A 26072-nucleotide genomic window follows, 5' to 3' on the forward strand; every position below is an offset into this window, starting at 1 on the left:
GATGGCCCGACCGCTCGATGGATTGCTCGTCGTCTCGCTGGAACAGGCGGTGGCGGCCCCCTTCTGCACCTCGCGGCTGGCAGATGCCGGCGCGCGGGTCATCAAGGTCGAGCGGCCGGAGGGCGACTTCGCGCGCAACTATGACCGGCTGGCCAAGGGCCAATCCTCCTATTTCGTCTGGCTGAACCGCGGCAAGCAGTCGATCGCGCTTGACCTGAAGCAGGCAAGCGATCTGGCTGTGCTGAAGGCGATGCTGACAAAGGCCGACGTCTTCGTGGAAAATCTCGCGCCCGGCGCCGTTGCGCGCCTCGGACTCGGCATCGACATTCTGGAAGGGCTCAACCCGGCGCTGATCCAGTGCCACATTTCCGGCTACGGCGACCACGGTCCCCATCGCGACCGCAAGGCCTACGATCTGCTGATCCAGGCGGAAAGCGGGTTGGCCTCGGTCACCGGCACGCCGGAGGAGGCCGCGCGCGTCGGCATCTCGGTCTGCGACATCGGCACGGGCATGTATGCCCATGCGGCAATCCTCGAAGCGCTGATCGAGCGGCGCTCGACCGGCCGCGGCGCCGTCATCGACGTCGCGATGTTCGACGCCATGGCCGACTGGATGGCGGTACCGCTGCTCCAGGCCGAGGGTGCAGGCCAGAACCCGCCGCGCATGGGGCTTCGCCATCCGTCGATCGCGCCCTACGGCGTATTTTCCTGCGCCGATGGTCGCGGCGTACTGATCTCCATCCAGAACGAACGCGAATGGCATTCCTTCTGTGCCGCCGTCATGGGCGACGCCGCGCTCGCGACCGATCCGCGCTTCCGCGACCCCTTTTGCAGGATCGAGAACCGGTCCGAGATGGACGGGCTGATCGCGGCGGTCTTCGCCGCCGAGCCGCACGAAACGATGATCGAACGCCTGGACGAGGCGGCCATCGCCTATGCCATGGTCAACACGCCGCTCGATCTGGCCGGACATCCGCATCTGAGAAGGATCGAAATCGCGACCGAGTCCGGCGCGGTTGCCGTGCCTGCCCCGCCGGCACGCAGGCGGGGCAGGGCGCCCGCCTTCGGCGCGGTGCCGTCCGTCGATGCCGACGGCGCGGCGGTCCGCCGGGAATTCGGCTGAGCCGATGAGACATGCGCAGACCCTGCGCGATGGGAGGAAGACCGTGAACCAGCATCCGAAGACCACAGCCGCGAGCGGCGATCCGTACGCCCATCTCGCCGGCCTCACGAAGGCTGCCGCAAGCTTCGTTGCCGATCTAGACTATGCAGACCTAGACGGCGAGACGCTCCGGCTTGCGCGGCGCTGCGTGCTCGACGGTCTCGCGGTCGCGCTTGCCGGAACCGAGCAGCCGGGCATGAAACCGCTCGGCGCCTATGTCGACAGCCTCGGCGGCACGCCGCAGGCCCGGCTGATCGGCCGGGCGGCAAGCCGGGTGCCCGCCCATCTCGCGGCGCTGTGGGGCGGCACGGCCGGCCACGCGATGGACTGGGATGACACGCAGCTTGCGGAAGGTCCGGGCCGCCCCTACGGCCTGCTGATGCACCCGACCATTCCGCCGCTGATCGCGGCGCTGACCATGTCGGATCTCGTCGCCGCCGAGACGGGACGGGCGGTCGACGGCAGGCGGTTCCTGACGGCCTTCGCGGCGGGCTTCGAGGTGGGCTGCAAGGTCGCCGAGGCGATCAACCCGGACCACTACATGCGCGGCTTCCACACCTCCGGGACCATCGGCACCTTCGCGGCTGCGGCCGCCGCCGCCAAGATGCTCGGCCTCGATGCGGCGGGTGTCGCGCAGGCGCTCGGCCTTGCCTCCTCGATGGCGTCGGGCATCCGCGCCGGCTTCGGCACGATGACTAAGCCGATGCATGTCGGCCGGGCGGCGGAAAACGGCGTGACGGCGGCGCTGCTTGCCCGCCATGGCCTCTCCGCCAATCCGGAAGCGCTCGACGGGCGCTGGGGCTATCTGGCGATCGCCGGTCCCGGCGGCGAGCCGGCGCTGGTGCGCGACCGCTTCGGCAAGCCGCACACGATGGCAAGCCCCGGTGTCTCGATCAAACCCTATCCGTCGGGCGTGCTCACCCATCCGAGCATGGATGCGATGCTTTTCCTGATGCGCGAGAACAGGCTTGCGGCCGACGACATCGCGTCCATCACGCTGAAGGCCGGCAGCAACGTGCTCGGCCCCATCCGCTTCCGCATCGCGACGACGGAACTCGAGGGGAAATTCTCCTTCGCCTTCCTGCTGACGGCGATCATCCTCGCCGGCCGCGCCGGCAAGGCGGAGTTCACGGATGAATTCGTTTCCTCCAGGGCGTCGCAGGACATGCAGCGGCGGATCGAGACCGCCTTCGACCAGTCGATCGAGGACATGGGCTGGGACCGCATCCGGTCGAAGATCGAGGTGACGACGAAGGACGGCCGCCATTTCGAGCGCTGGGCCGACGAGAACTATCGCGGCAGCCCGCATAATCCGCTCTCCGACGCCGAACTCGAAGGCAAGTTCCGCGATTGCGCCGAGGGCCTGATCGACACCGACCGCATGCAGCAGGTCTTCGATTTCGTCTGGTCGCTGGATGAAGCCGGCGATGTCGGACAAATCTTCGACCTGCTGGACTGGCAAAGCGAGGCGTAGGCCTGCTGCTTCAGGTCGAGCGGTGGAAAGGAAGAACGATGTCTTCGGAAGTTAGCCCTGATGGAAGAGACGCCATCGGCCGGACGGACAGCCGGCGCGCGGTGATCGCGGCTGACCGCGTCGCGGCGCTGGCCGCAGCGCTCGACCTCGACGGCGTGCCGGGCGGCGGGGCGGTGCTGCCGCCGGCCTGGCACTGGATGTTTTTCAATCCCGTCGCGCGCCGCCGCGAACTGGGGCCGGACGGTCATCCCAGGCGCGGCACTTTCCTGCCGGACCTCGGTCTGCCGCGCCGCATGTGGGCCGGCGGGCGGCTGACCTATCATGCGCCGCTGCCGGTCGGGGCGGAGGCGAGGCGCGAAAGCGAAATCCTGGATGTCGTCTCCAAGACCGGCCGGTCGGGCCGGCTCGGCTTCGTCACCGTCCGCCACCGCATATCCTCCGGCGCAACGCTCTGCATCGAGGAGGAACAGGACCTCGTCTTCCGCGAAGGGGCTGTGCCCGGCGCGCCGGGTGCGGCTCCTGTCTCGGCACCCGGCGATGCCCGGTGGTCGGAGCCCTTCACGCCGGACCCGGTGCTGCTCTTCCGCTACTCGGCGCTGACGGAGAACGGCCATCGCATCCATTACGACCAGTCCTATGCCCGCGCGGTGGAGGGCTATCGCGATCTCGTCGTGCACGGTCCGCTGATCGCCACCCTGCTGCTTGGCCTCGCCGCCCGTTGCCGGCCCGGGGCCTTGCTTCGAAGTTTCAGCTTCCGGGCCACGGCGCCGCTTTTCGTTGACCGCCCGTTCCATCTCGAGGCGGCGCCATCGGAAGGGGTGCTGTCGCTCTGGGCGCGGGGACCGGAAAGTGAACTTGCGATGCAGGCGGAGGCGAGGTTCGATGACTGAGACAGGAAGCCCGGACCATCCCGACAGCCGGCAGCCGGCAAGCTATCTCTTCGTTCCGGGTAATCGCCCCGACCGCTTCGCCAAGGCCGTGGCGTCGGGTGCCGACACCATCATCATCGACCTGGAGGATGCCGTCGGGCCGGACGACAAGGATATCGCGCGGGCGGCTGCGGTGGATTGGTTCTTGCAAGGTGGGGCAGGGGTGCTGCGCATCAACGGTGCCGATACGCCGTGGTTCGGCGAGGACATCGCGGCGCTCGCCGCCTGTCCGGAAGCGGTGGCCATGGTCCCGAAGGCGAATGTCGCCGCGTTGAGCGAGGTCTCTCGCCATCTGCCGGGCCGCCCGCTGATCGCGCTTCTCGAAAGCGTCGAGGGGCTCGTGCAGATCCACGATCTCGCGGCGGCGCCCGGCGTCTGCCGCATCGCCTTCGGCAATCTCGATTTCGGGCTGGATGCGCGCATTCCCGGAACCGGGGCGAGCCTCGATCCGGTGCGGCTCCAGATCGCCATCGCGTCACGCCATGCCGGGCTGCCGCCACCGATCGACGGCGTTACGGTCGATCTCGAGGACGCGGCGATGCTCGCCGCAGACGTCGCCCGGGCTCGCGATCTCGGCTTCACGGCAAAGCTCTGCCTGCACCCGCGGCAGGTGGCGGCCGTGAACAGCGGCTTCGCGCCGACACCGGCCGAGATCGACCGGGCTCGCCGCGTCGTCATGGCTGCCCGGTCTGCGAAAGGCGGCGTCGTGCAACTCGACGGCAGGATGATAGACCGCCCGGTCGTCGAACGCGCGCGAGCGCTTCTGGATGGCGCCCGTTGCCAATGTGATTTTGGCTGATGGTTGAGCTTTGCGGGTCGGTACATTCACTTTTCAAGTGTAACATGTCAATGATTTCAATGCCTTAGTTTTAGAGATCTTGGTATGTCCCGACGCTATCAGCAACTGACCCTCGCCGATCGACGGCGTCTTCATCGCCTCGTCGCGCGTAGGGATCCGATCAACGAAAGGGGTCGACCGTTCAGAACGCACCAAGAGCAAAAATGAGTTTTAAATCATCAGTCTCGAGATTTGCCGACAATCCAGTAGCCGATCGCCGTGACACAATCCTTGGGAACGCCACGCCTCTCACAGAGATGACGACGAATTACGGTCGTTGCCTTCGCTTCGCCGGCAACCCAGATGTAACCACTTCCTGCGGGGAGTTGAATGGCCTCGACGATCTGCGGCAACCTCGTCGATCCCGTAACGCGCCCGAAACCCGTATACCAATTCACATCACAGAATGAGCCAACATCCTCCAAGGCATCCTCTGATTCCGGAACTTCGATGTGAGCGATAAACAGCCGATCGCACGTCTTTTCATGGAGAATGCGTGCAACTGCGGGCAGACCTGTTGCATCGGCAACAAGCAAAACCCATCTCGCGTCGCCCGGCGGCGCATATTTGCCCTGCGGAGCTGTGACGCCGATTTCGTCACCCGGGTTCGCGTTCATCGCCCAATCCGAGGCGAGGCCGCCCTGATGCACTACGAAATCGACTGTAATCGATGTCGCTTCCCGGTCCCATCGTCGGACTGTGTAAGGCCTGAGGGGGGAGCGCGGTAGGTGTGCTGGCATCTGCCACCGGCCATCCACAAGGTCGGGCATGGTGACCTTCCCGTTTTCCGACGGAAAGACGAGCCGTACCCATTCATCCGGAAACCCGCTCGATTGAAATCGCGCCATATCCTCGCCACCGAGTTCCACGCGTATCATCGATGGCGTGAGCCGATGCTTGGTCAGAACCTCTGCGCGATAGCAGTCTTTCATTGGTCTTGTTCTCCCGGCTTCGCCTGTGGGGTTCAGCGTCGTTGACGCATTGAGTATAGAAAAAGCGGACCGCCGATCAGCGCCGTCAGCAGCCCGGCGGGCATCTGCCAAGGGAAGATCAGGGTTCGGCCAATCCAGTCGGCAATGAGCATTAGGGCGCCTCCGGCAATTGCGGATGCAACAATTTGCGGCAGCGCGCGGCAGATGCCGAGTTGACGCACCATGTGGGGAGCCAGCAGTCCGACAAAGCTTGCCGGTCCGACAATGATGGTCGCGCCGGCCGTCGCAATTGCGCTGTAGAGAATGATCGCGCCTCGCGCGCGCCCGACCCGCAGCCCGAGCGCCCTGGCGCCGTCCTCTCCGAGCCCCAACAACTCGAGCGGACGATTGAAGAGTGGCACGACGAGCAGTCCCAGGATCGCGAGGGCCGCGACAAGCGTCGCCATATCCTGCGTCACGCGATAGGTCGAGCCAGAAAACCATGTCAGGAGAAGACTTCGTGCAGGACCGCCCATGGCAATAACGAAGGCGCCGATTGCGCCGACGACCGTCGATAGCGCAATACCGATCAGGACAATGCTGTCGGGTGCAAAATTTGCCCGCCTTCCGACGATTATGATCACGGAGGTGACAAGGAGCGAACCGACGGCGCACGCCGCGAGCAGATTTCCCGACGTGAACGAGGTTGAAAGAAATAGCAGCGCGATTGCCCCGAGAGTCGCGCCCGCCGAAATACCCATGACCTCTGGACTTGCCATCGGATTGGCCGTCACGCGCTGAACCATAACGCCGCTGATGCCAAGAAGGACGCCGGCGGAGATCGAGGCCGCGGCCCGCGGGGCGCGCCAGCGGATGATGAGGTCCATATCGGTGCTCCACTCCCAGCCTGAGGGACCTCGGCCGAGCGCGAGGCCGATGACGATCAACAGAACGACAGCCGCGAAAATACCCAACAGATGCGTCGCGCTGATCCGCATTCTGTGAGGCACCGTTCGCGCCGGCTGCGGCCGGACGGCGCCGGCCTTGGTTCGGGAGATGAGTGCGAGCAGCACCGGCGCGCCGAGAAGCGATGCGAACGTGCCCGTGGGAAGTTGCCCGTTCATCATGGCCGGCAGTTGTACGATCTGGTCGGCGAGAACAAGCAACAGACCGCCAAGCAATGGCGACCAAACGAGAAGTGAGCGCAGATCACGTGCCCCGAGTGCGCGCGCAAGTGCCGGCACGGCGAGGCCGACAAACCCGATGGTGCCGACCGTGGCGATCACCGAGCCGGCGACAACAGTCGCGACGGCGAGCGATATCCCGCGCAGCCATGCAGGCTTCATGCCGAGAGACGTAATGACGGCATCATCCATTTCCAGGAGGCGCAGGGAGCGGCAAAGGAATGCCGCGATTGCCCAACCGATGAACAGGCAGAGCGAAAGGCCGAGTGCTGGTGTCCAGCTCGTCTGCTCCAGCCTGCCCGCCTGCCATTGCGCAAGGTCCTCGCCTCGTTCCGGATAGAGGAGAATGATGATCGCGGAGATCGTTCCAAGGGTCAGATTGACGACAAGGCCCGCGAGGATGACGGTAATTGGCGATCGCCCGGCGCCGGCGCAGATGCCGAATACCGCCGCGGTCGCAACGGCGGCGCCCGTGATCGCTATCGGTCCCTGGCCTATGCCGAGCAAACCTGGTGCCCAGACCAGTGCCGCAAGCAGGGCAACTTGAGCGCCGGCCGATGTTCCAAGCGTCGTAGGTTCCGCCAGCGGATTGCGGAGGGTTTGCTGGAACAGCAGGCCTGACAAGGAGAGCGCTGCTCCACAGAGAAAGGCAACGGCAAGACGCGGCAGCGCTGCCCAGCTGAAGAGGAGCTCCGGGATTGATCCTTGCCGCGGTGAGGAGAGCGCGTTTGGCCACGCGGAGATCGGCAGGACCCGTTGCAGATTGTCGAGTGCCAGCAGCAAGCCCAAAAGGCCAACCAGCAGGACGAACAAGGCAAGCGGGTAACAGTTTCCAGGGCGCCGTTCGACTGACTTTGCCATGTCAGGCCGCCTTGTCGAAGGTGACGGCGAGCCATTCCGCAAAGGTCGTCGCGGACACCAGTCCTCCGAAAACCGAAACGGGTGGCGAGACATGAATCTTGCCGGCGCGAACGGCGGGAATCGCAGACCAGAATTTGCTGTCATTCAGCCTCGCCAGCATTTCGGCGGTCCGATCGTTCTGATTGAGGATGACGATCGATACATCCGACGCCTGGAGCAACTTCTCAGTGCCGATCGAAGCAAAACCAAAGCCATTGACCGGTCCTTGCCAGGCATTCTGCAAGCCGACATGCATCAGCGCACTGCCTGGCAGGCTGCCGCCGGCGTACACGTTCACGAACCGGTTGCTGCTGCGCAGGTTGAGAAGGAAGACGGGTTGCGGCTTTGCCTTTCCGGCAAGCTGGGCCAATCGCTCGTCCAGTTGCCGGATGGCGGCCTCCCCAGAGGGGCTCGGGAAATCCACCAGAAGGCTCTCGGCGAAGCGCAATGCCCGCTCGGTCGGGTCGCCGCCCGTGCCATGGATGTCGCAAAGGCGTACCGGTGCAATGTCGGAAAGCTGCGCGAGGGAGAGACTGCTCCACGCCGGCAGGTAGATCGCGTCGGGCTTCAAGCGATCCAGCAGTTCCAGATTGGGCTCCCAGGTCGAGCCCAAATCAACGGTGCCGTTCATCTCTGGAAGATGGCTGAAACTGGCCCTAAAGCCCCCGAGATCGGCGATCGCTGCCGGGGTGATGCCGATCGCGATCAAGGTTTCCGCCGCCGCCCAGTCGATGGCCGCCAAGCGGGGCTGAGCGGAGAACGCCGCCCCTGCCGGCAGACCACGCAAGGCGAATGCCGCCGCACCGAGAAGAACGGCGCGGCGGTGAAGGTTGCGTCCTGAAAGGCAGGCGGGCGTTACCACTGGTAGCTGAGCTTGCCGAATATGGTTCGCTGCGAACCGTAGTTGCAGGCATTCTCGGTGAAGCACCCCGCCACGTAATACTTGTCGAACAGGTTGCTGACATTGAGCGATGCGCTGAGCCCCTCGGCCTCCGGGAACTTCTTGCCGAAGTCGTAACGCACCGCGAGGTCTACGAGCGTGAAGCCCGGCACCTTGAACGTGTTGTCGTCGCTTCCCCAAGTTTCGCCGATATAGCGGACGCCTGCGCCGACGCTCAGGCCATCGACGGCTTCCTGCTGCAGTTCGTAGTTCACCCAAAGTGAGGCGGCGTGTCGCGGAACGCGATAGGGCGTGTTTCCGAGCTGGCTCGCCGTTTTCGTTTCGGTGATCTCCGCGTCCGTATACGAGTAGGCCGCCGTAAGGCTCAGGCCGTTGTCGAGATTGGCGACGCCTTCGAGCTCCAGGCCGCGGGCACGGATCTCGCCGGTCTGCAGTGTGTAGCGCGGATCAGATGGATCGTAGGTCTGCACGTTTTGCCGCGAGAGATCGAAGGCGCTCACGGTAAACAGGCCGTCGAAGCCTTCCGGCTGATACTTGACCCCGACCTCCCACTGTTGGGCGGTTTCGGGAACGAAGGGGTTGCCGAGGCTATCGGTACCGACCACGGGATTGAAAGACTCGGCATAGCCGACATAGGGGGCAATGCCGTTGTCGAAGAGATAGGTGAGGCCGGCCTTCTTCGAGAAGGCGTGGTCGTTCTGTGTAGTGGTCGTGCCGGCAAGCAGATTATCCGTATCCCGCCATGCCCAATCCTGGCGGATGCCCAATGTCAGGATGAAATTGTTGAGCTTGAGCTGGTCCTGGAGGTACAGCCCCGCCTGCGAGGCATCGATGTCTGAAAGCGCCCTGCTCGTGTAAACGCTGGTATCGACGGGGGAGCCGTAGACGGGATTGTAGATGTCGATCGATGTGGCCGCGCCCCGCTGCTCCAGCCAGCGCGATTTGCCCCAGAGATAGTCAAGACCGACCACTGCCTTGTGTTCGATCCGACCGGTGTCGAAGTCCAGGCGAAAGCGGCTGTCGATGGCAATGCCGTCGTTTTCAATGTCGCGCAGATTATAGGTTCGGTTCAGCGTCCTGTTGTCGACGAGGGCACCGCTTGCCTGAAGATATTGGCGATGATTGCTCAGATGCGTGTAACGGAAGTTCTGCTCGAACTGGACCGCTTCGTTGAAGCGATGCTCGAATTCGTATCCAACTGCCGTGCGCTCGGACGTTTCATACTCCCAGTCCGGTTCACCCAGGAACCGGCTGAAGGGAATGTGGCCGTTCGGGTTGGGAAACAGCACCGCTGCGGCGGGCACCTGCGCGTAGAAATCGCCTTCATTGCGCTGATAGGACCCGAGTAGGGTAAGCTTCGTGTCTTCGTCGGGCGCCCAGGTCACGCTCGGGGCAAAGTATCGCCGGTTGTTCTCTACATAGTCGACCTGTGTGTCGGCCTCGCGCACCATGCCGACCATACGGTACATGATGTTCTTGTCCTCGGTCGTGCCGCCGACATCGAAGCCGCCCTGGTAGTGGTCGAAGCTGCCGATGATCGTCTCGACCTCGTTGACCGGGTTGTCCGTCGGGCGCTTGGAGACGACATTGATTAGGCCGCCGGGTGCCTGCTGGCCGTAAAGGACGGAAGAGGGACCCTTGAGGACTTCCACGCGCTCCAGGCCATAGGGTTCCACGGCGAAGAAGCCGAAATAACCGGGCGTTACCGACCGCAGGCCATCCTGATACATTTCAAGGCTGCTCTGCTGAAAGCCGCGGAGATAAAGCGGGTTGTCCATCATCTGCGCGCCGCTCGATTCCGAACGGACGCCGGCGGTATAGCGCAGGGCCTCGTTGACGCTCTGCGCCGCCTGGTCCTCGATGCGGTGAGCAGTGACGACGGAAATGGATTGTGGCGTTTCCAGGATCGGGATATCGCCCTTCATGGCCGAGGAAGCGTTTGTCGCGACATAACCGTCGACCGGGCCAAAGGCACTTTCCCCGGTAACGAAGATCGGCGCCAGCAACGTGGAATCCCCTGCAGCATCCGTCGTGTCGGAGCCGGTCGACGAGATGACAATCGTCCTGGCATTGGTGAACCGATAGCTTAGGCCCGAGCCCGCGAGGATGCGGGCGATGGCCGCTTCGGCCGACAGTCGGCCGGTCACGCCGGCCGACTGTTTGGCCGCCGCATTGGACGGAACATAGCTGACCTGGATGCCTGATTGGCGGCCGAAGGAGGCCAATGCCTGGCTCAAGGGGCCCGGTGAGATCGCGTAGGTCGTCTCGGTGGTTTGCGCAATCGCCGGTCTGGCTATCGAGACTGCCGTGAGTGTTGCGACGGACGACAGCAGCAATGCAACCGCCGATACTGTTCGCTGACGCCGGCGATCGACGTTCATCTTGCCCCGAATTCCCATAGGTACCCCTTCACAATATGCGGTTCGAGGCGCGATGAAGCCTGTTCATCTGTCGCCCCGATTGTGAAAACGGAGGGAGGCCGTAAATTTTCACTTTTTTCTCAAGTTTTTTTCACAGGGCGGAGATGATCGTCAGATAGGGGGTCAGTTCCCTGACCTTTCCGCCATACGGCTGGACTACCGCCTCCAGCGCCAAGCGAGGTTCGCGAACGTCGTAGACCCCGCTGACCGGCTGTCGCCCGAGGCCCGGATCGGCGATCACCACCCGCCCACGCTTCCAGCGGGCGATGCGGGCTACCACGGCGGCGATGCGTTCCCTCTCGACGATGATCATGCCATCGCGCCAGCTGCCGATCTGGCCGATGTCGCGCGTGCCGGTGGACACCACGCCATCGCCGGTCGAAAGGCTCAACCAGTCGCCGGCATTGAGCGTCATCGCCGGACTGCCGATCGTTGGCGGCAGATCGGCGCGCACTGTTCCATGACCGACTGAAAGATTGAGGTGGCCAACGTCGTCGCTCACATCGAAGGCGGTTCCGAGCGCCGTCACCACCATGCCCTCAATGCGAACGGCAAAGGGGCGCGTGCTGTCTTTCGCCACCTCGAAGAAGGCCATGCCCTGAATCAGATCGATATCCCGCCGCGCGGGGCCGATGCGCGCAGCGATGGCGCTGTCCGGCCCGAGCGTTGCGACGCTGCCATCGGCCAGTTCCACCCGCCTTGTCTCGGCGGTCGACGTAACGACGTCCGCACGCGCCTTGAGCAGGAGACCTGGAATCGAATAGCCGGCGGTCATCAGGCCCCCCGTTCCCAGGAGTCCGCCGACGACAAGACTTCGCCGCGATACCGTGAAGGCCTGCTTGCGTTCGGCCCGGCGCTTGTCCGTGAGGATCTTTCCGGTCATGCCGTGGATCTCGAGCGCCTCCTCCCAGATGCAGCGATGCTGGTCACCGCGCGCCAGCCAGCGCGTTGCGATGTCGAGCGCGATCGGGTTGTCCGGATCGCTCTTGATGCGGATCAGAATGTCCACCGCCTCTTCGAACAGCCGATCCTCGTCGGTTGCATCATCATTCAACGACGTTTTCCTTCGGCCAACACTTCGCCACGATCGCTTTTACATGGAGGACAACGATTAGGAAGGCGTCATTTTCTCCCGCTTGGCGAAGATTTTCAGACATCCTTCAATCGCATGCGGACATGGCGATAGGCCTCGCGAATGAGCGTCCAAGTTCTTGTGGTCGAAAGCCCAATCTTCTCGGCTACTTCGGCGATGGTCATTTCCTCGAGCCGGTAAAGTTCGAACGCCATGCGTGTTCGCTCGGGTAGTTCCGCAAGCGCCGCGTTCGAAAGCGCCAGACGTTGCTTGTCGTAGATTGCGGTCTCGGCAGACGGCGTCGGATCGGCGACCGCCTGAGCCTTGGCCTCGGAGACTTGGCTAAATGGTGCGCTGCTCTCGCGCCTTCGGTGGTCAATCAGAAGATTGCGGGAGATCCGGAACAGATAGGCACGTGGATTATGCTCCCGCGCCGTCGAATTGGCCGTCATCAGCCGCACAAAACTGTCCTGCGTCAGGTCCGCCGCGGCGTCTTCCGCCAAACCGCGATTGCGCAGGAAATTTCTGATCTCCCTCGCGTGACGCCCGAACAGGTCTTGAATATCCCACGTCATCAAAGCCGTGCGATAGATATCGTTTGCGGGAGAAAATTTGGAAGCATAATGAAGCTCAAGGGCATAAGATAAATGGTCAATTTTCGGCCACAACTACAAAACTGGTGGATTGAAGTCAAGTTTTGTGCTGCGCGGCTGTGTCGCTTTGGTCCACATCGCTTTCCAGTACATTATTGGGACACAGATTACGGTAGGCTATCTTCGGCTCAGGATGGTGCCAGCCTGATCCGCAGGAAGCCTTCTTCGTCGACCTCAAGGGCGTCAGATCACACATAATCGCCGGTAACATTGATATGGTCCCAGCCCAACGGCAACAGTTTGGAAATCATCTTTTCATCGGATGGCCTGCCTTGCCGGCGCTTGACCTCGGTGATCCGTCCGAGATACCGGCAGTTGAAGAGAACGATAGCGGTCGTGACAAGATTGAGGGCTGCGGCCCGGCTCGCGTGATTTTCATGGCTCCGGTCCGGAAGCGCCCAGGCGATGGAAGGCGACGGGGCGGGCAGGGGTGTTTCGTGCTTCGCCCTTGTTGAGTTCAGCGGTGACGAGTTGCCGGAGAGCGGGATCCTCAAACCAAGCGTAAGGTGAAGAGAGTGCGTTCGATGCGCCCGATTTCGCGCAAGGCCGTCGCCAGACCGTTCCGCTGCCGGTAGGCGGACATCTTCTTCAGGATGAGCGGACGTGTGACCACCTTGTCGGCGAGTGCCCGGACTACCTTGCCGATTTCATCGGCGTGAGCGACAATCAGGCGAGCGTCGAGGCGATGGCCAAACAGAGGCGGCAGGCATCTGTAGCTCGAATTCGGCTCGAATGCATAGAGTTTGCGGTCCGACAGGCGTGGAATACGAGGCTCGAACGAGTGACCCAGCAGCGCTGCGATTGCAAAGACGGTGTCAGAGACGCCGCCGACATCGACATGAGGTGCGCTGATACTCACTGCTTTCATGGCCGAGAATGCCGTCCAACGCATGAATGGCTTCGCCGGCCGTGCCAGCGATGACCTTCTGATGAAGCGGCGCATAGCGATCGGTGATCGTGGTGTAGATTTTCACGATTGGATCACGGCCGTAGTGTCCATTGATTGCGCCGCCAGCTTCGCATGCGGTAGTTGAGATTTGACGCCCATGGAAACCCGAAGAACAGCTGCCGCGCATTTGTGCGATCGGAGAGTTCAACGCTAGCCGCGTGATACCCTTCTTGGCCGAATCTGACGCGTTGTATTGAAGACTACATTCCGACAGGCCGCCAAAATTCTGGGTGTCGAACACGACCGACTTGGTCACCGGATGGAAACCGAAACCTTGACTTCTGGTGTGGTTAGCTAGCGGCACCAACGGTCGTAGACCGGCTGCCCCATGCCGGTGTCCGTACACCGCGTCGCTAAGTTTCATAATGCATCCTCTGCGGATCCGAAGACTTCGATCCCAAGCAGGAAGCCGGGCTTTTCGAGCGGATTGTCAGTCAGGCGCTCGAGGGCGGGCTCATCGCCGATGCCGTGATCGCGACCTTGTCGCGCCAGCGTTCCGAACTCTGGAAGATCCGCGAAGATTCTGAAACCGAAATGCAGCTTTTCGAGGTGATGATCGACTTCGACGTCTCTCTTCCCGTTACGAGCATGGAGGACTTCTTCAACGACGTGCAGCCTCGTCTGGATGAAGAAGTGGCCGGCCATCTCGGGTTGCATGTTCTAGGTCCTCTCGGTGATGGCAACCTGCACCTCTCGACCGGCCTGCCCACGCGGGATAGCAAAGATCAGCTTCGGCCGCTCGCCTACGCGCTCATTGCCCGCTATGGCGGATCGATTTCCGCCGAACACGGCATCGGCGTCGCCATTCGCGATTATCTGCATTACTCGCGCTCCCCTGCCGAGCTCGCGACTATGCGCCTCCTGAAAGGCGCACTCGACCCGAAGGGTATCCTCAACCCGGGCAAGGTCATCTGACGCGATCCGTTTCGGATGCCCCCGTCAGCCTGATTGAAGCCATACGAGCTGGCTTGCCGTCAACCCTTGTAGGGGCCTTCCAGGCTTTCCGCGCGCAGCATCGTGGCAAGCAGGTTGCTGTCGAGCAGGAATTGTTCGCCGACCGTCGCAGCGCCCTCGTCAACCAGGCTGTTGAGCGCCAGCAAGAAGGCACGACCGGCGGTGCGAAGCGCTTCGACCCGCGCGGCGTCCGAGCGAAGCGTTTCCAGCCGGCTTTCACCAGTGCCGGTCGGCGAGTTCGTACCACCATCGCTGTATCCTGCAGGCAGGTCGCCTTTCAGGTTGCGCGTGACCCCCGTCTGAATAGCATCGAGGATCTGATCCACGGCCTGGATGGCGCCGGAAACGCGGGTCGGGTGATCGGTGTCGGCGGCGGCATGCGGCAGGAGCGACAGTTTTTCCGCGTGCGACGGCAGGAGCGACAGATAGGGGACCATCGGACCCGTCAGGGTGCCCTGCGTGGGTTCCTGGAAAAGGTCCGCGTCGATGGCGGCGTGGGCGACGCGGCCGGACGAAAGCGCCGCAGAAAGTGCCGGTACATCAATCAGCTCGCCGCGATCGTAGTTGATCACGACGGCGCCCGTGGCGAGCGCCGACAGCACCTCCTCGCCGACGAGACCGGCATTTGCGTAGCCGTTCTCACTTAGCGGGCCGAGGCCAATATGCACGGAAAGCACGTCGGCGCCGTTTGCCGCCTCACGCGGCGTGGCGGCATAGTGGAAGCCTTCGCTCTCGATCCACTTGCGATGGTGGGAGCGGGCATGGATGCGCACCGTCATGCCGAAGGCGCGCGCGAGTTTCGCCACTTCCCGCCCGATATTGCCGTAGCCGATCACCGCGAAGACCTGGCCTTCCAGCTTGGCCGTCGGAAATCGCACGAGATCGCGGCCGGTATCGAAGCGACCGGCCGCCACCAGGGCGTTCATCTCGTCGACCGGCAGGGCAGGGCGGACCCGCAGCAGCGCTTTCATGACCATCTGTGCGGTGGCGCGGGCGTTGATGCCCGGCGTGTTCATCAGGGGTGCGATGCCGCCCCGCCCGTCGACGCCTCCCCAGCTGGCGGAGCCCATGTTGCCAGTCCCCGAGCCGATCCGCACGCCGCCGAGATCGAAGCGCGTGTCCTTCGGTAGGAAGGTCGCCGCCGCGATCACCGCATCGTAGAGGCCGTCCCCGGCCTCGGCCAGAAGCTCGGCCTCGGTGGACAGCATGGGCAGGTAGTAGAAATGCGGGCGCCCGGCTTCCGGGGCGGGCAGTCCGCGGGCGGAGCCTTCATGGAAGGCGCCGCCGCGGGCCTCGACATGCGCCTTGACGGCGGAATGGTCGGGTCGGCCGTCCGGTCCGGGGGCGAGGCCCACCAGGTCGACGATCAGGATCTTCGGCGTTGTCTTGTCGGTCATCTTTGCTGGGCCTCGTCGCGATGTCAAAACAGTTCTGAAACGAACTTGGTGCGCTGGAACGCCTCCCGTCCCTCGATGCCGCTTTCGGAACCGAAACTGGACTCGTTGACGCCGCCGAACGGCGTCTCGGGGGTGGAGATCATAGTGTGGTTGACGCTGACAAGCCCGGCCTCCAGCGCCATTTCCGCCTCACGCGCTGTTGCGCCGACCTCGGTGAAGACGAGGGAGGCAATGCCGTAGGGCAGGGCGTTCGCCCGGGCGATAACCTCTTCGAAAGTCGAGAACGACACGATGGAGGCGACGGAGTCGAAGGGCTTCTCCGACATGGTTCGGGCATCTTCCGGGACGTCAGCGAGACCCGTCGGGGCGTAGAAGTTGCCCGCCCGGTTGATGCGATGGCCGCCGGCGAGCAGCTTGGCGCCCTTGGCGACGGCGTCGTCCACCAGCGACTGGCTGGCGTCGCAGGGTCGCGGCGCAATCATCGGTCCCATCTGCGTGTCGGCATCGAGCCCGTTACCCAGCTTCAGCGCGGCGGCCTTGGCGGCCATGCCGGCGGCGAAGGCGACGACCACGCCCACCGGTTCCTTGTAGACCATCTGGCGTTGCCCCGGTACGCGGCCGGGCACGATGCGTCCATAGGCGCGCTTGCCTTCCTCGGCGTACCAGCGCGCCGTCTCCGCCGAGAAGGGGACCTCGCCCTTCGCCTCGTCGAGCGGCTTGCCGTTCTCCATGGTCAGGACGCGGGCGATGGTGTCCAGTCGCTTGTCGATCAGGTCGGCGGCATTCATCATGATCTTGTAGCGGTTGATCGCCGGCAATCAACGCCACCTGCCTCACCGCGGATGGCGGACTGACGGTGCTGCACTATCCGGGCTGATTGGCGCGGCGAGAGCCGCCAGCGCCTAGGCGTAGACGCGATCGCTGGTGCCGGCCTTCACGACATAGCCGGGCGTGCCGTGACCCAGAAGCGCGGGAAGCTCTCCTGAAAGCCCGATCAGCGCTGAAAGATTGACGCCGGTGTCTATGCCGCAATTGTGGAACATGTGCACAAGATCCTCTGTGCAGACATTGCCCGTCGCGCCGGGAGCATAGGGGCAGCCGCCGATGCCGCCAAGTGCAGAATCGAAGCTTCGGATGCCGGCATCATAGGCGGCAAGTGCGTTGGCGAGCCCCAGGTCCCTCGTGTTGTGCAGGTGCAGCGTCAACGGCAGGTCGGGGTGATGCCGGAAGATCGTCGCCGTGAGTTCGCCGACCTGACGGGGATTGGCGACGCCGATCGTATCGGCGATGGTGATGCCCTCGATGCCCATTTCGCGATAGGTATCGATTGCCCACAGCACCCGTTCCACCGGCTGGCGACCCTCGAATGGGCAGCCGAATGTCGTGGCGATAGTGCCGTTCACGAAGATGCCGCTCCCCGCGATCACGGTCATGATCTCCCGGAACTGGGCCAGCGACTGGTCGCAGGTCATGCGCATATTCGCGAGATTGTGTTTTTCTCCAATGGACATGACGAGGTTCACCTCGTCCAAGACGCTTTCCAGGGCGCGCTCGGCGCCGCGTACATTCGGCACGAGCGCGGTGTAGCGCACGCCCGGCACGCGCTCGATGCCCCGCAAAACATCGGCCGCGTCGCGCAGGTTCGGGATCGCTTTCGGCGAGACGAAGGATGACACCTCGAGGCGCCGGATACCCGTGCGCGACAGGCCGTCCGCAAGGCGGATCTTGTCTTCGGTGGGAACGAAATCCGGCTCGTTCTGGAAGCCGTCGCGCAGGACCACTTCATTGATTTCCACCCGGTCTTTCTTCTCCGTCATCGTTGTTCCTCCGTTATCGCTCGTGATGCCGGTTATCATGGACGACGAAATGCATCAATAAAAATGAGAACTGATACATCAGATAAAATATTGTAGTTGAATTGCCCTTTTGATCATCGTATAGGTTTCGGTGATGCCTTACCTGATGCATCACAGCGTACAGCATGTGGCCGTGACCGCGGCCTGGAGGAACAATGTCTCAGTCCGCAGACCAAATCCACATCGCAGAACTCGTTGACCGGGCGCGCAGGGCGCAGGCCATCCTGAACGGCTACAGCCAGGAGCAGGTCGACCTGATCGCCGGCGCCATCGTCTACCATCTGTCACGCCCCGAACTGGCGGCGACGATTGCCGAAATGGCCTATGACGAGACGAAGATGGGCCTTGTCGAAAGCAAGCGCGCCAAGCTCACCCACAAGATGCCGGCGATCTTTCACGATATCCGCAAGGAAAAGACCGTCGGCGTGATCGACCGCGACGAGGAAAGCGGCATCATCACCATCGCCAAGCCCTATGGGGTTATCGCGGCGCTCGTGCCGAGCACCAATTGCGAAGCGACGCCGATCTTCAAGTCCGTTCTGGGCATTCGCGCCCGCAACGCCGTGATCTGCGCGCCGCATCCGGCGAGCAAGAAGACCACCATCTTCGTCGTGGATGTCATTCGTCAGGTGCTTCGCGCACTCGATGCCCCGGAAGATCTGGTCCAATGCATCGCTCAGCCGTCCAAGGCGCTCGCCGCCGAACTCATGGCTCAGTGCGACGTCACCATGGCGACGGGCTCTGGCGATATGGTGGCGGCGGCCTATTCTTCAGGCAAGCCGGCCTACGGCGTCGGCGTCGGCAATGCCGCCGTGATCATCGACGAGACGGTCGATCTCGCGGAAACCGCATCCAAGATCAGGATCGGCAAGACCGGCGACAACGCCTCCGGCTGCTCGGCCGAAAACTCCATCATTGTCCAGGCTTCGGTCTATGACGGCTTCCTGCGTGCGCTGGAAAAGGAGGGGGCCTATATCGCTACGGCCGAAGAGAAGGCGAAGCTTCAGGCCGTGCTCTGGGAAAACGGCCATGTCTCGCGCAAGGTCGTTGCCCGCCCTGTCGGAGAAATCGCGGCCCTTGCCGGTATCGCCGTGCCGGCGGACCGCAAGTTCATTGTGGTGGAAGAGCAGGGAGCCGGTGCCGACTATCCGTTCTCCGGCGAAAAGCTCAGCCTCGTCCTGACCTGCTACAAGTATGATGCCTTCGACGACGCCATCGCGCGGGTCAACGCCATCACCGGCTATTCCGGCTCGGGCCATTCCTGCGGCATCCATTCCAACGATCCCGAGCGCATCCTGAGGCTCGGCCTCGAAACGAAGACGTCGCGGGTCATCGTGCGCCAGCCGCATGGTGTCGCGAATTCGGGCAGCTGGTCCAATGGGCTGGCCAAGACCTTCTCGCTCGGCTGCGGCAGCTGGGGCGGCAACTCGGTATCCGAAAACGTCACTCAGAAGCACTATTACAACACGACGCGCATCGCCGAGCCGCTTGACCGTTCAGCGCCGGATGATCAGGCCATCTATGGTGCCCTGTTGGGGAAGATCGCCGCCGTGCGCATCGCTGCGGGAGCCTGAACGACGATGAAGTTCGCTGTTCGCCCACAGCTTCATGGCTATGACACCTTCGCGGCCTTCACCGAAGCCCATGCCGTCACGGAACGGGACCTGATCTTCACGCAACGCGTCCTGCACGAGGCCTTCATGCAGGATACGCCGGCGCAGATCCTGTTCTACGACGACTTCTGCGGCGGCGAGCCGACGGATGTCGCCGTTGACGACATGCTGCGCGCCGTTCGCAAGCTCGGTTTCGATCGTCTCATCGCGATCGGCGGCGGCTCCATCCTGGACTGCGCGAAGGTTCTGGCCTTGGATTCGGATAAGACCGTGGCAGGGCTTTTTGCGGCCGGCGTGCAGCCGGGCCGCAAGGCTGGCCTCGTGCTGATCCCGACGACATGCGGTACGGGTTGCGAAGTCACCTGTGTCTCGGTCTTCGACTTCCCGTCCATCGGCAGCAAGATCGGCAAGGGTTTCGATGCGGGTTTTGCGGACCATGCCGTCCTGATCGACGAACTCCTGTCGAAAATCCCTTATCACGTCTTCGCGACGTCTTCGGCCGATGCGCTCGTGCATGCGCTGGAGATCTACCTGGCGCCGCGCGCCAGCGCGTATACGGACATGTTCTGCATGGCGGCCATCCGGGCCATCCTGCAGGGCTACATGCGCATCGTGCAACATGGGCGCTCCGTGATCCAGCAGGATGCCAAGGCCTATCTGACCGCCAGCAACATGGCGGGCATCGCACTGGCAAACGTGCTCGCCGGCGGCGTTCACGCCATCGCGATGCATTTCGGCAGCGCGCATCACGTGCCGCACGGCGAGGCGACACGCCTGTTCCTGCCGCCGGTCTTCAAGATCTACTACGAGAAGGCTCCGGATGGAAAGATCGGCGACATCGCACGCCTGATCGAGGATGTCGTGGGCGTGAGCGACGGCGGCAATCCGTTCGATGCGCTCGATGCGCTCCTTGCCGCAGTGGTGCCGACAAGGCGGCTCGGCGAATACGGCATGACTGCGGGCGACGCCGGCCGATACGCCGACAAGGTGATCGAAACCCAGCAGCGATTGCTGGTGAACAACTATGTTCCGCTTTCGGCGCAGGATATAGCGAGGGTATATAGCGAACTCATGTGAAGAGGCCCTGCGGTGTCCAGAGGGAAGGCGATGACGCGAAACTATTCCGACAAGGCGTATGAAACGCTGCGGGACAGGATCATCAATGGTGGTCTGCGTCCGTCGGCTCCCCTCGACATTCACCGCATCGCCAGTGAATTCGAGATGAGCATCACGCCGGTGCGCGACGCCATCAAGCGGCTGGAGGCGGACGGGCTGGTGGAGGTCATTCCGCGCTCCGGGACCTTCGTGCGCCATTTCACAGTCCAGGACCTCATCAAGGGGTACGAACTGGTCGAGGCGCTCGACGGCATGGCGGGGTATCTGCTGGCCGAACGCGTTGCCGCCGGCGATGTCGACGGACAGGAACTGGAAGCGCTGCTGAAGCCGCTGGTCGACAGGATGGAGGAGAACCTGGACCGCGATCAGGCGCGGATTTGGGCGGAACTGGACGGGCAGTTTCACCAGATCATCTTCGACATGTCCGAGAATGCGCTGATCGCCAGCAGCTATTACTCGGTCCGCGACCAGATGAAATCGGTGCTGTCATTCGTCAGCCCGATCTATGTCGACCGGGCGAATTCCGTCCGGGAGCACCGGTTGATCATCGCGGCCATCGCCGCCGGTGACAGTGAGAAGGCGCGCAAGCTTTGCCAGGATCACCGCCATCTCGTGCGAGAGATCCTAAAGAAGCTGCTGCTTCAGATATAGAGACGGTAGGGGAGGTGTTCATGATTAAAACTCAGTGGCGGGTACGGAAACGAGGGGCCGCGCCGCAGATGGCAACCGCAATCTGAATGCAGCACAAGGATCGGTTCGTTCCCAGGAGGGGAGCGATCTGATCGGCGTTCCCTGAAACGGGAGCGTCTGTTCAACCAAGCCAGATTGGTATCACGCCAGCGACACCTGTCGATCAGGTGCGCCCGGGTCTGTGTTGCCTTTGCTTGGCCCAATGTTCGGGTGGGGAGCCCGAAACACTGTGCCGATCGTGACAACAAGTGGAGGATAGTCATGAAAGTTCGCAATATCGTCGCAGCTCTGGTCGTCTCGTTGTGCGCCAGTTCCGCTGCCGCGCAACAATTCCAGATTTCACACAGTGCGGCCGCCGGCAATCCCAAGGACACCGCGTCCCTGAAATTCGCCGAACTCGTCAAGGAGCGCACGGAGGGGCGTATCACCGTCGATGTCGGCACCAGCTCGCAGTTCGGTGACGATGCCGAAAGCGTGACGAACATTCGCCTCGGCACCATAGCCTTCTCGGCCAATGCACAGGGTGCAACGTCTGGAGCGGTGCCGGAGATCGGTCTTCTGGGCCTTCCGTTTCTGTTTCAAAGCCTCGAGCAGGCGGAGGCCGTGATGGATGGCCCGGTCGGCGACAAGATCGCCGCAGCGGCAGAAAAGCAAGGCATCTACATTCTCGCGTGGTGGAACAATGGCATCCGCGAGACGTCGAATTCCAGCAAGCCGATCCTCGCTCCGGGCGATCTCGCCGGTATGAAGATCCGCACGCCGCCGGACCCGATAACCATCGACATCTTCGAGGCGCTCGGCGCGTCGCCGACCCCCATGGCCTTCTCCGAGCTTTATATCGCGCTCCAGCAGAAGGTGGTCGACGGTCAGGAGAACCCGCTGATCAATATCTATTCCTCGAAGCTCTACGAGGTTCAGCCCTATATCAGCCGCACCAACCACAAGTTTGAATCCGTGCCGTTCCTGGCCTCGAAGATCGTTTTCGATTCGCTCTCGCCGGCGGATCAGGACATCATTCGCAAAGCCGCTGTCGAAGCGGGTCAGCTGAACCGTCAGATGGTTCGCCAGCAGAGCGAGGAACTCTATGGCAAGCTGCAGGAAGCCGGCGTGACTTTCAACGATGTGGATCCTGCACCGTTCGTTGAGGCGACGCAGCCCGTGTATGACAAGTGGCGGGCGCAGTATCCGGAGCTCGTCGACGAGCTGGTGTCGGCTGCCAAGCAGGCAGCGGCGAAGTAATGGGACGGGCCAGTTTCCCCCTCTATGACGTCAAGGCGGGTCCGCCCGCCTTGCGCGTCTCCAACATGGCCGGTCTCGTCATCGACTACGCCGCCATCGTGATCTCCGTCGGCTCCATCGTTGCCATCTTTCTGGCGTTGATGGCCGAGGTCGTCGTGCGCTACTTCACCTCGGCCGGCCTCGGCTGGCCCAACGAGGTGCCAAACCTGCTCTTCCCATGGCTCGTCATGGGCGGCATCGTCATCGGTGCACAGCGGGGAACCCATATCGCCGCCGAGGCCATCCGTAGCTTTCTAAGCACCGAGCAACTGCGCAAGCTTCTCATGCTGCTGCATGTACTCGTCGCCATCGCCTTCGCTTATCTCGCTTGGCTCTCGCTCCAGGTCATCGCCATCACCAAGGCCCAGGTTTTCCCGATGACGGGCCTGGGCCAGGCCTGGGCCTATTCGGCCCTGCTCTTCGGCTTCGGCGGTATCGCGCTCGCCTCGCTGGTCAACACCGTCCGGGTCGCCTTCGCGCAGGACCCGCAATCCCTGAACCAATCCGATCCGGAGCACGCACCATGACTGCGATCATGCTCGCCATCTTCGCGGTCCTTCTGGCGCTATCCATGCCGGTCGGATACGCCCTTATCATCGCCTCCGGCAGTGCCATCCTGTGGCATGGCGGAACGCCGACGGTGCTTGCCGTCGTCAAGCTGTTTCAGCCGACCCAGAGCTTCCCCCTGCTTGCCATCCCCTTCTTCATCCTCGCCGGCTCGCTGATGATGTCCGGCACGCTCGGTCAGAGGCTGGTCCAGCTTGCCGCGGCTCTCGTCGGCCGCTTCCATGGCGGCATGGGCCAGGTGACCGTCGTCGGCTCGACCATATTCGGTGGTGTCTCCGGCTCCGCCGTAGCGGAAGCCTCGGCGCTCGGTTCCATGCTGATCCCCTGGCAGAAGCGCGAGGGCTATCCGGCGGGTTTTGCCGCCGCCGTCACCGCGTCCTCGGCGACGATCGCCGGTCTCATTCCGCCATCGATCCCCCTCATTCTCTATTCAACCGTCGCCAACGTCTCCATCGCAGCACTGTTCACCGCCGGCATCCTGCCCGGCCTGATGCTCGCCGCCGGCATGATGGTGGTCTGCAACCTGTCGGGTCGTATCCGCAATTTCCCGCGGCTCACCGAACGCTCGCAGTTCCCGCCGTTCGGCAAGCTGCTCGTTTCGGCTCTTCCAGCGCTCGCCATGCCGCTGTTCATCGTTCTTTTGCTTCGCGCCGGCATCGCCACGCCGACCGAGGTCAGCGTCATTGCGGTGTTCTATGCGCTTGTCGTCAGCGCCGTTGTCTATCGCGACGTGACTTTCAAGAGCATCTATGCCGCGCTGGTCGGAACGGTTGTCACGACGGGCATCGTCATGCTTGTCATCACCGCGTCCAGCCTGGTCGGCCACGTGCTCATCACCGAGCGTGTTCCCACCATGGTGGCGCAATGGGCGCAACAGACGCTGGGCACGATGATTCTGATCATCCTCATGATGAATATCATCATGCTGGTGGTCGGCATGTTTCTCGACCTGCCGGCGGCGATCCTTTTGCTGGGACCGACCTTCGTGGCTATCGGGCAGGCGATCGGCATGGACCCAATCCAGCTCGGCGTGATGGTGTGCATAAACCTCTCGATCGGTCTGTTCACGCCGCCCATCGGCACCACGCTGTTCATCGGCGCGGCCATCGCCCGCGTGCCGATCGGCGCCGTCGTCAAAGAGCTCTGGCCTTTCTATCTTGTCGCTGCGACCGTACTCGGCTTGATTTCCTACGTCCCGGCTTTCACGATCTACTGACGTGCAAATGTTGCTTTTCGCGTTGTGAGCGCAGGAAAGAGAGCGGCCTCGTTATCGAAGGACCGGTTCGTCGTCGGTGGCGAACCGGATCCGGCAGCCCAGCTCTGTCAGCAAGGTGCGGGCCTGCCGGTCGAAAATGCGGCCCTGTTCGCGGATCCAGTCGGAGAAGATCCGAACGGTGCGCCGGTTGACGTGGCGAGGCGGGCAGGCGATCCAGTAGGCCGGAAATTCGACGACTTCGAAGGTGGTCGACAGCGGCACGAGCGTTCCTCGCTCAAGGTCCTCCTGGGCCAACGTCGCGGAATCGAGTACGACACCGGCGCCGTCGCGCGCCAGCTGGATCGCCATCGAGGATCGGTCGAAACGCAGCGGTGCCTGTTCCAGTGGCGGGTCTATTCCGTGAACCAGCAGCCACGCATCCCATTGGTAAAGCGTTTTCACCGAGTGGATCAGCCGCGCATTGGCGAGCAGGCCGGCCGGATCGCTGTTGAGCGCGGCGAGCGCATCGCGATAGCCCGGGCTGCACATTGGCAGGAAGAAGTCGTTGATGATGCATTCGGTGTGCAGGCCCTCCCACGCGCCAGCGCCGTAGCGCATGTCGAGATCGATCGCCTCCGTTTCGAAGTCGGAGAAATCCGGCGTTGCATCGACACGCACGCCCCAGTCGGGATTGGCATCCAGAAAATGTTTCAGTCGGGGCGTCAGCCATCGAACGGCGAAACTCGGGCTGGAGCGCACGGTCAGTTGCCAGCTGTTGCGCTGGCGCAGGACGACGGCGCGCGCGCCCCGGATCATGCGGAAGGCATTCGTGGTAGCCTGGAAGAGCATCTCGCCATCGAGCGTCAGCGTTAGGCGCCGGTCCTTGCGGCGAAAGAGACGCACACCCCATTGCTCCTCAAGCTGCTTGAGCTGCTGGCTGACGGCGGCGGCGGAGACGCCGAGTTCTGCGGCGGCCAGCGACACGCGCCCGGTGCGGGCGACGGCCTCGAAATAGGCAAGCGAGTTCAGATTGGGATTGATGGCCACGCCGGTCTCCGCACGATAGGGGGCCGTGCCGGGGACGATCCGGCACGCCGTTCGCCAATGGGCGGCGGCGTGCCGTCGATGTCAAGAGATGCCGTTGAGGCGCCGGTAGGCAGTGACGACCTGGCTGTCGTCGGCCAGACCGTTTCCGCTGCCGCTTTCTGCCAGGAACATCTGATGCGCGGCGGCTGCCAGCGGCAGTCCCATGCCCGCGGAACGCCCGGCGGAAAGGGCGATGCCGAGATCCTTGACGAAGATATCGACAGCGCTCGTTACCGGTGGAGTTTCCATCAGCATGCGCGGGCCCCGGTCCTTCAGCATCCAGCTCGAGGCCGCCGAGCCGGAGACGATCTCCAGAAGAGTGGCAACATCGACGCCGGCCTTTTCGCCCAGCGCCATGGCTTCACCCGCCGCGGCCAGGTGAACTCCGCAGAGAAGCTGGTTGATCGCCTTGACGACCGCGCCCTGTCCGACCTTTTGGCCGCAATGGTAGAGCTTGTCGCCCATGGCGCGAAGGATCGGCGCGACGGCGTCGAAGTCCTCCTTCGGCGCGCCGACCATGATGGTCAGGGTCGCGGCCTTCGCGCCAACGACACCGCCGGAGACGGGGCAGTCGACGAGGCGCTTGCCACCTGCCCGGACCTCGGTTTCCAGCGCCGTGACCTCGTCCGGCGGGCAGGTCGCCATGAGGCAGACATGCGCGCCTGCGGGAAGCGCGGCGATCGCTCCGGCCTCGATTAGCACGGTCCGCGCCTGGGCGGCGTTGACCACCATGAGGATTAGAACATCGGCATGCAGGCAGGCCGATGCGAGGCTTTCGGAGCGGACCCCGCCAGCTGCGGCAAGCGCGTCCATGGCTTGCGGCCGCGTGTCGAAGCCATGGACGGCGTATCCGGCCTTGGCCAGGTTGGTGGCCATGGGCAGGCCCATGGAGCCCAGCCCGACGAAGGCGATGGTCTTGGTCATGCT

Annotated in this window: 23 protein-coding genes and 1 pseudogene; 11 read left to right on the top strand and 13 right to left on the bottom strand. The window is 63.2% G+C overall.

The window, feature by feature from the left end; genetic code table 11:
* The first annotated feature begins 1 nt into the window (after nucleotide 1).
* Genes HV823_RS09070 through HV823_RS09085 form a run of 4 tightly spaced genes read left to right on the top strand, consistent with a single transcriptional unit; the run spans nucleotide 2 to nucleotide 4364 of the window.
* On the top strand, nucleotides 2-1123 hold the full coding sequence (locus HV823_RS09070) for a CaiB/BaiF CoA transferase family protein (protein ID WP_176949384.1): 1122 nt from the start codon (nucleotides 2-4) through the stop codon (nucleotides 1121-1123).
* Between the two features lie 43 nt (nucleotides 1124-1166).
* Nucleotides 1167-2636 carry an MmgE/PrpD family protein gene (locus HV823_RS09075; protein ID WP_343051812.1) on the top strand — a complete coding sequence of 490 codons (1470 nt, stop codon included), beginning with the start codon at nucleotides 1167-1169 and terminating at the stop codon, nucleotides 2634-2636.
* Between the two features lie 38 nt (nucleotides 2637-2674).
* Complete coding sequence (locus tag HV823_RS09080) at nucleotides 2675-3526, top strand: HTD2 family dehydratase (RefSeq protein ID WP_176949386.1); 852 nt, start codon at nucleotides 2675-2677, stop codon at nucleotides 3524-3526.
* Entirely contained in the window at nucleotides 3519-4364 is an 846-nt protein-coding gene (locus tag HV823_RS09085) for an HpcH/HpaI aldolase/citrate lyase family protein (RefSeq protein WP_176949387.1), read from the top strand. The genes HV823_RS09080 and HV823_RS09085 overlap by 8 nt, the downstream gene beginning before the upstream one ends.
* A 218-nt stretch (nucleotides 4365-4582) precedes the next feature.
* Here HV823_RS09085 and HV823_RS09090 read toward each other — a convergent pair whose 3' ends face one another.
* The 8 genes and pseudogenes from HV823_RS09090 to HV823_RS27345 form a co-directional block, all read right to left on the bottom strand.
* On the bottom strand, nucleotides 4583-5335 hold the full coding sequence (locus HV823_RS09090; RefSeq protein ID WP_176949388.1) for a siderophore-interacting protein: 753 nt from the start codon (nucleotides 5333-5335) through the stop codon (nucleotides 4583-4585).
* 32 nt (nucleotides 5336-5367) lie between these two features.
* The gene (gene fhuB / locus HV823_RS09095; RefSeq protein WP_343051813.1) at nucleotides 5368-7452 is read right to left on the bottom strand and encodes a Fe(3+)-hydroxamate ABC transporter permease FhuB; all 2085 of its coding nucleotides are present in this window, start codon (nucleotides 7450-7452) and stop codon (nucleotides 5368-5370) included.
* A complete protein-coding gene (locus tag HV823_RS09100) occupies nucleotides 7361-8140 on the bottom strand; it encodes an ABC transporter substrate-binding protein (RefSeq protein WP_176949390.1) in 780 nt (259 codons plus the stop codon). Before HV823_RS09100 ends, fhuB begins: the two co-directional genes overlap by 92 nt.
* Before the next feature lie 113 nt (nucleotides 8141-8253).
* A complete protein-coding gene (locus tag HV823_RS09105) occupies nucleotides 8254-10680 on the bottom strand; it encodes a TonB-dependent siderophore receptor (RefSeq protein ID WP_176949391.1) in 2427 nt (808 codons plus the stop codon).
* 130 nt (nucleotides 10681-10810) lie between these two features.
* Nucleotides 10811-11773 carry a FecR family protein gene (locus tag HV823_RS09110; RefSeq protein ID WP_176949392.1) on the bottom strand — a complete coding sequence of 321 codons (963 nt, stop codon included), beginning with the start codon at nucleotides 11771-11773 and terminating at the stop codon, nucleotides 10811-10813.
* Between the two features lie 95 nt (nucleotides 11774-11868).
* A complete protein-coding gene (locus HV823_RS09115) occupies nucleotides 11869-12459 on the bottom strand; it encodes an RNA polymerase sigma factor (protein ID WP_343051814.1) in 591 nt (196 codons plus the stop codon).
* A 173-nt stretch (nucleotides 12460-12632) separates the two neighbouring features.
* A complete protein-coding gene (locus HV823_RS27045; protein ID WP_281374061.1) occupies nucleotides 12633-12938 on the bottom strand; it encodes a Tn3 family transposase in 306 nt (101 codons plus the stop codon).
* Nucleotides 12935-13757 (bottom strand): annotated as a pseudogene (locus tag HV823_RS27345) (Tn3 family transposase). The gene HV823_RS27045 and the pseudogene HV823_RS27345 overlap by 4 nt, the downstream one beginning before the upstream one ends.
* Before the next feature lie 5 nt (nucleotides 13758-13762).
* On the opposite strand from HV823_RS27345, the gene HV823_RS09125 reads away from it, so the two are divergent.
* A complete protein-coding gene (locus tag HV823_RS09125) occupies nucleotides 13763-14308 on the top strand; it encodes an FAD-linked oxidase C-terminal domain-containing protein (RefSeq protein WP_176949454.1) in 546 nt (181 codons plus the stop codon).
* A gap of 59 nt (nucleotides 14309-14367) precedes the next feature.
* Here HV823_RS09125 and HV823_RS09130 read toward each other — a convergent pair whose 3' ends face one another.
* The 3 genes from HV823_RS09130 to HV823_RS09140 form a co-directional block, all read right to left on the bottom strand.
* Nucleotides 14368-15744: an NAD(P)-dependent oxidoreductase gene (locus HV823_RS09130; protein ID WP_176949393.1), complete on the bottom strand. Its 1377-nt coding sequence runs from the start codon at nucleotides 15742-15744 to the stop codon at nucleotides 14368-14370.
* Nucleotides 15745-15767: 23 nt separating this feature from the next.
* A complete protein-coding gene (locus tag HV823_RS09135; RefSeq protein WP_246300983.1) occupies nucleotides 15768-16562 on the bottom strand; it encodes an aldehyde dehydrogenase family protein in 795 nt (264 codons plus the stop codon).
* Nucleotides 16563-16646: 84 nt separating this feature from the next.
* On the bottom strand, nucleotides 16647-17561 hold the full coding sequence (locus HV823_RS09140) for a hydroxymethylglutaryl-CoA lyase (protein ID WP_176949394.1): 915 nt from the start codon (nucleotides 17559-17561) through the stop codon (nucleotides 16647-16649).
* 194 nt (nucleotides 17562-17755) lie between these two features.
* On the opposite strand from HV823_RS09140, the gene HV823_RS09145 reads away from it, so the two are divergent.
* From HV823_RS09145 to HV823_RS09170, 6 genes are all read left to right on the top strand, one after another.
* Nucleotides 17756-19174 (top strand): aldehyde dehydrogenase family protein, encoded by a 1419-nt coding sequence (locus HV823_RS09145; RefSeq protein ID WP_176949395.1) that lies wholly within the window; start codon nucleotides 17756-17758, stop codon nucleotides 19172-19174.
* A 6-nt stretch (nucleotides 19175-19180) separates the two neighbouring features.
* Nucleotides 19181-20290: an iron-containing alcohol dehydrogenase gene (locus tag HV823_RS09150; RefSeq protein WP_176949396.1), complete on the top strand. Its 1110-nt coding sequence runs from the start codon at nucleotides 19181-19183 to the stop codon at nucleotides 20288-20290.
* 30 nt (nucleotides 20291-20320) lie between these two features.
* Complete coding sequence (locus HV823_RS09155) at nucleotides 20321-20980, top strand: GntR family transcriptional regulator (RefSeq protein ID WP_176949397.1); 660 nt, start codon at nucleotides 20321-20323, stop codon at nucleotides 20978-20980.
* A gap of 300 nt (nucleotides 20981-21280) precedes the next feature.
* Nucleotides 21281-22258, top strand: coding sequence for a TRAP transporter substrate-binding protein (locus HV823_RS09160; protein ID WP_176949398.1), 978 nt, complete (start codon nucleotides 21281-21283; stop codon nucleotides 22256-22258).
* On the top strand, nucleotides 22258-22824 hold the full coding sequence (locus HV823_RS09165) for a TRAP transporter small permease (RefSeq protein WP_176949399.1): 567 nt from the start codon (nucleotides 22258-22260) through the stop codon (nucleotides 22822-22824). The genes HV823_RS09160 and HV823_RS09165 overlap by 1 nt, the downstream gene beginning before the upstream one ends.
* Nucleotides 22821-24080: a TRAP transporter large permease gene (locus HV823_RS09170; protein ID WP_176949400.1), complete on the top strand. Its 1260-nt coding sequence runs from the start codon at nucleotides 22821-22823 to the stop codon at nucleotides 24078-24080. Before HV823_RS09165 ends, HV823_RS09170 begins: the two co-directional genes overlap by 4 nt.
* A gap of 51 nt (nucleotides 24081-24131) precedes the next feature.
* On the opposite strand, the gene HV823_RS09175 is transcribed toward HV823_RS09170, so the two are convergent.
* Together HV823_RS09175 and HV823_RS09180 are read right to left on the bottom strand one after the other, a co-directional pair.
* Complete coding sequence (locus tag HV823_RS09175) at nucleotides 24132-25106, bottom strand: LysR substrate-binding domain-containing protein (RefSeq protein WP_176949401.1); 975 nt, start codon at nucleotides 25104-25106, stop codon at nucleotides 24132-24134.
* A gap of 81 nt (nucleotides 25107-25187) precedes the next feature.
* Nucleotides 25188-26069 (bottom strand): NAD(P)-dependent oxidoreductase, encoded by an 882-nt coding sequence (locus HV823_RS09180; protein ID WP_176949402.1) that lies wholly within the window; start codon nucleotides 26067-26069, stop codon nucleotides 25188-25190.
* Between the last annotated feature and the right edge of the window lie 3 nt (nucleotides 26070-26072).

The sequence above is a fragment of the Mycoplana rhizolycopersici genome (assembly GCF_013378445.1).
In the GTDB taxonomy this organism is placed as follows: domain Bacteria; phylum Pseudomonadota; class Alphaproteobacteria; order Rhizobiales; family Rhizobiaceae; genus Mycoplana; species Mycoplana rhizolycopersici.